4 protein-coding genes and 1 pseudogene are annotated in these 4,935 nt (G+C 54.7%); 1 reads left to right on the top strand and 4 read right to left on the bottom strand.

The features are described from left to right. Window positions 1–83: 83 nt before the first annotated feature. Both ACSZO1_RS21635 and ACSZO1_RS21640 read right to left on the bottom strand, forming a co-directional pair. Window positions 84–497: pseudogene (locus ACSZO1_RS21635) on the bottom strand (phosphoethanolamine transferase domain-containing protein); the annotation flags it as partial. A 259-nt stretch (window positions 498–756) separates the two neighbouring features. Beyond that, a complete protein-coding gene (locus tag ACSZO1_RS21640) occupies window positions 757–1,191 on the bottom strand; it encodes an EamA family transporter (protein WP_437616337.1) in 435 nt (144 codons plus the stop codon). Between the two features lie 109 nt (window positions 1,192–1,300). On the opposite strand from ACSZO1_RS21640, the gene ACSZO1_RS21645 reads away from it, so the two are divergent. Further along, window positions 1,301–2,242 (top strand): substrate-binding domain-containing protein, encoded by a 942-nt coding sequence (locus tag ACSZO1_RS21645; RefSeq protein WP_437616339.1) that lies wholly within the window; start codon window positions 1,301–1,303, stop codon window positions 2,240–2,242. Between the two features lie 125 nt (window positions 2,243–2,367). Here ACSZO1_RS21645 and dcuR read toward each other — a convergent pair whose 3' ends face one another. Further along, entirely contained in the window at window positions 2,368–3,087 is a 720-nt protein-coding gene (dcuR, locus tag ACSZO1_RS21650; protein ID WP_437616341.1) for a two-component system response regulator DcuR, read from the bottom strand. Beyond that, the gene (locus tag ACSZO1_RS21655) at window positions 3,084–4,715 is read right to left on the bottom strand and encodes a sensor histidine kinase (RefSeq protein ID WP_437616343.1); all 1,632 of its coding nucleotides are present in this window, start codon (window positions 4,713–4,715) and stop codon (window positions 3,084–3,086) included. The genes dcuR and ACSZO1_RS21655 overlap by 4 nt, the downstream gene beginning before the upstream one ends. Window positions 4,716–4,935: the final 220 nt, after the last annotated feature.

Below are 4,935 nucleotides of genomic sequence, written 5' to 3' on the forward strand. Positions count from 1 at the left end.
TGAAGAGATGCACGACAAGATCATCGGCTGGTATCTGACAATCAACCACTACCACTAAATCTGCGTCACGACCCGCAAAACATCAGCAGTATCGGGATAATGGCGCTGACCAGCAGAACCAGCAGCAGCTTTGGCGTCATTAACGCGAAGCTTTCTGCCGCGGTGGTATCGAGGATATTGGTGACCATTGAGCGATCCACAATAATGCCGTAGGTCATAATAAAAAATTGTGCTCTGGCGCTGAGCAGAATAAACAGCGCGCCCAGCAGCCGATCCAGCCAGAGGAAAGAGGCCAGCGTGAGCAGAATATTGATCACACAGAACGCCACCAGCGGCATGGAGAGGAAGAAAACAATATTGTGCAGCGAGTCCAGTGGCAGAATCTGCGCCACCTGACGGTAATAGGCAATATTAAGCAACAGCGCGATATAACCCGCGCACAGCAGCAGAAAAACCAGTTTGCCCATCAGCGGGCGTTTAAATAATTTAAGCAGCATATCCGTCACCTGAAGCAGAAGTGGCCCTATGGTGACGAAGCAAGTTTAAGACAACCTTAAGAACTAAGGTTAAGAGCGGGCGAAACCGCGGAGCTTACCGCCGACTCGATCTGCTCCTTCCCCCACAGAGTGGGGGAAAGCTGGGATGGGGGAGCTGGCGGCTCCGTGCAACGGGCTCCCCCTCATTTTATGGGGGAGGGGATAGTATGGCGATGGCAGTCTGGCAGGCGATAGTGCCAGGCAGGGATAGTGACAAAAGCTAACGGCGGAAGGCGATCAGCACGACACCTGCTGCCACTAACCCCAGGCCAGCCCACTCACGCAAATTCGGCCGTTCGCCAAGAAACAGCGTGGCGAAAATGGCCACCATCACCAGACTGAGTTTATCAATCGGTGCCACTTTAAACGCTTCGCCGACTTTCAGGGCGCGGAAATAACAGACCCACGACGCGCCCGTCGCCAGACCGGACAGCAGCAGAAACAGCCAGGTGCGGCCACTGATCTCCAGCGGATTACGCCACTTGCCGGTGAAAGCAACAAATAACGACAGCACGGCGATAATAATAAACGTGCGGATCAGCGTCGCCAGATCTGAATCGACATTCTGCACGCCGATTTTGGCGAAAATCGCCGTCATGGCGGCAAAAAACGCCGACAGCAGCGCCCATATTAACCAGCTGTTACCTGTAAACATGTGTTCTTCCCTGAGCGGTGAAGGTAAAGGAGAGAACAAAATAGTACCGGACATTGCGACGGGTATCAAAGATATAGCACGGCAATCTGCCGTTGTGATGACATCGGTGATGATTCTGTTACGCTGTCTGTTCACCCGCCCGGCCAGGCGTGACGCCGGGCCAGTCAGGATCAAGGAGACGACAAAAGCGATGCAGCATAACAGCAACATTATCGGTGTAGTCAGCCATGCGTTCAGTAATCCGTACAGCGTGACGCTGCTGAATGAAGTAACCCGGCAGCTCAATAAACGCGGCTGTGTGACGCTGCTGCTCAATGTTGACTCGCGTGACAGCTGGCCGGCATTACTGCAGATGGCGCAGCAGCAGCAGGTGGGCGGGCTGCTGTTCCTTGATGCGGATTCAGACGCGCAAATCAGCGCCGCGGTTGCCGCGTTGCCGCAGGTTCCCGTGATTGCTCTTGGCGGCGCAAGCGTTCAGAGCGTCAGTGCCGATGAGTATGCCGCAGGTGTGGCGATGGGGCAGTTGTTGCTGGCACAGGGACATGAACGTTTTGGTTATTTGCAGGCGAATGAGACGGCAACGTCGCTGGCACGCAGAGAAGGGTATCTTGCCGCCTTGCAGCAGGCAGATAAGACGCTGACCTGCGAACTGACGGCGGGCGCTGATGACCGTGAACGGGCGTATCAGGCGACCATGGCGTATCTGAAAAGCGCGCGTTCAGCAGAGCGAATCAATACGCTGTTTTGCGAAAATGATCTGCTGGCGTTTGGCGCACTGCAGGCGGTCCGCGACTTTGGTCAGGGTGCGCATGTTGCCGTGACCGGTTTTAATGATGTGGATGAGTCGCGCTCTTCGGCATGGCATCTGACCAGCTGGGCACCGCGGGTGGATTTACTGGTAGCAGAGGCGCTGAACCGCTTGCTGGACAATCGCGCGGATGAGAACGGCGCATGGCGGCAGGGTGAGTTGCAGGTCAGGCATTCGCATCTCGGTAAGCATGTGCATAATCACAGCGATATGGTGAAATGTGGTTGCGCGATTCGCCACTAAGGGATTATGAATCGCTGAGTAGCTGAGGTGGGCACCAAACGGCTCCTTCCCCCACGGTGTGGGGGAAGGCTGGGATGGGGGTGCAAACGACTCCGCATCTCAGTCGTGTGCTCCCCCCTCACTGACTACTGACAATACTGCGTCAGCAGCTCGTGATACTCCTCCTGCAGACGGTAGCGATAAACCGGTCTGCCCGTCGCACCATAATGAATGCTGGTGAGCAGAATATTAATCTGCGCCAGCCAGATCAGATATTTACGGCACGACACCCGCGAAATATTCACTTCCGCCGCCAGCTCATCCGTCGAAAACTCGCTGGTGGCATGGGCGTCAATCCACTGGCAAATAATGCGCAGCGTTTGTGGCGTTAATCCTTTCGGCAGACGCTGCGGCTCGTCTGGCGTGGCCGCATTGCCATGGATCAGCAGGTCAAGATCTGACTGCTGATAAAACTGCTGATTATCCATCAGCGATTTCTTCTGCCGCCAGCTGGTCAGCGCCTCTTCGAAGCGGGCAAACTGGAATGGCTTAATCAGATAGTCGACCACACCATAATGCAGTGAGGTTTTAATCGTGGCGGCATCGGCGGCGGACGAAATGACAATCACATCCACCGGCCGCTTGGTGGTGCGCAGTTCCGGCAGTAAATCGAGGCCATTTTCCTGCTGGATATAGATATCCAGCAGGATCAGATCGACCGGCGGATCGTTACGCGCCAGCCGCTCTTTGGCCTGTTGCAGATTCGATGCTGTACCACAGCAGGTAAAGCCCGGGATATTGCCGATATAACAGCGGTTAAGCTCGGCAACCATGGCGTCATCATCCACCACTAACACATTTATCATGCGGTAATATTTCCTTTGTTCCATGGGATCTGCACCAGAAATTGCGTGTAAACCCCCGGTTCAGACTCGACGCTGATACGGCCGCCCAGTCCTTCCGTTTGCTGTCTGGCCAGGAACAGCCCCATACCTCGCTGTTCGCCTTTGCTGCTGACGCCGCGGTCAAACAGCGTCTCCAGCATCGGTGTGGGGATGCCCGGGCCATCATCGCCGACTTCACAGGTCAGCCAGCCATTCTGGTAGTGCAACAACACATGGATGTCACCACCGTTGTGTTCATCGAATGCCTCAAGGGCATTCTCAATCAGATTTCCCAGCACCGTCACCAGCACGGCAACCTGTTGCTCACTGCCGTAGTCGGGCAGGTCGCTGGCATCGCTAATCGTCAGGCGGTGCGCCATATCCGATGCCCGGTTAATCTTGCTTAACAGGAAACCGGCAATCACCGGCGACTTAATTTTCTGTAACAGTGAGCCAATTTCTGTCTGATAGTTATTGGCGGTCTGCAGCACATACTCTTCCAGCCGCGAATAATGTTTAATATGCAACAGGCCGAGAATAACATGCAGCTTGTTCATAAATTCGTGGGAGCGTTCCCGTAACGCATCGACATAGTTTACCATGCCGTCGAGGCGCTGCATGAGCCGGTTAATTTCGGTTTTATCGCGGAACGTAAACACCGCGCCGATAATCCGCTGATGGCTGCGCACCGGCACGGTATTACCAATCATAATCCGCTCGCGCACATGCAGTTCTTCATCGTAGTGCGCATTGCCGTGATGCAGTGTGTCGAGCAAACCGGCCAGCATCACCGCGGTTTCACTATTTTTTTCGCCATTTAGCAGCGCATGGATGGCGCTTTCCGGCAATAATTCGCGCGCCGCCTGATTAATCAGCGTCACCCGCGCGTGTTCATCGACCGCGATAACACCTTCTCTGACGGAATCGAGGATCGCCTGCCGTTGTTCAAACAGGCTGGAAATTTCATACGGCTCCAGTCCCAGCAGAATACGTTTTAAACGCGTCACCAGAATCAGAATACCCAGACCGCCGACCAGCGCACCAATCAGCACGGTCCAGACAATATTCCAGCGACTTTTCGCCACCTGCGCGCTGACATCGTTCAGGGCAATGCCAATGCCGACCACGCCTATCTGTTTATGCTGCGCGTTAAAAATCGGTGTAAACACGCGTAAAGCATCGGCCAGCGCGCCGCGGTTGATCGCGACATTTTCATGTCCCTGCAGTGCGGGCAGGAAATCACTGCCAATAAAGTGCTGATTAATCAGCTGCGGATTAGGATGAGAATAGCGGATACCCTCCATATTAATGATGGTAATAAACAGCAAATCATTGCGTATTCTTACGCTGGTAGCGAGGGGCTGAATAATATTGCTGGTGGCAGGCAGCGTCAGTCCGTGCTGTACCTGCGGGTTTTCCGCCAGTGTGCGTGCCACCGCCAGCGCCTTATCTTTCAGGTGCGCACGGGTAAAGTCGTCAATCTGGACGAAATAGAGCAGATGTATGCTGAGCAGCACGCTCATCATCACCGCGGCAACCATCAGGGTGACCAGCGTACTGAGTTTCATATGGCGCGGCTTAACCGGGCGCGTTTGCTGTGTCTGTCTCATTATGTTGCTTCAGGGTGAATAATTAAGTTGGCCTTGTCGGGGTGAAACATACGCTAAGCCGGCGCGGGCGTACAGGCTGGCGTGCAATTTGTTGCTGCGAGCCCGCAACTCCCGCCAGTGTATATCGGCGGGGAGAAGGGTGCTTGGCGGATTCAAGTTCGAAGTGCAACGCTAAGCCGCCTGTCTTAACTCTGCAAAGACCACTGAAGGCTGCCGGAAC

It is taken from the genome of Erwinia sp. V71 (assembly GCF_965644245.1).
Taxonomy (GTDB): Bacteria; Pseudomonadota; Gammaproteobacteria; order Enterobacterales; family Enterobacteriaceae; genus Erwinia.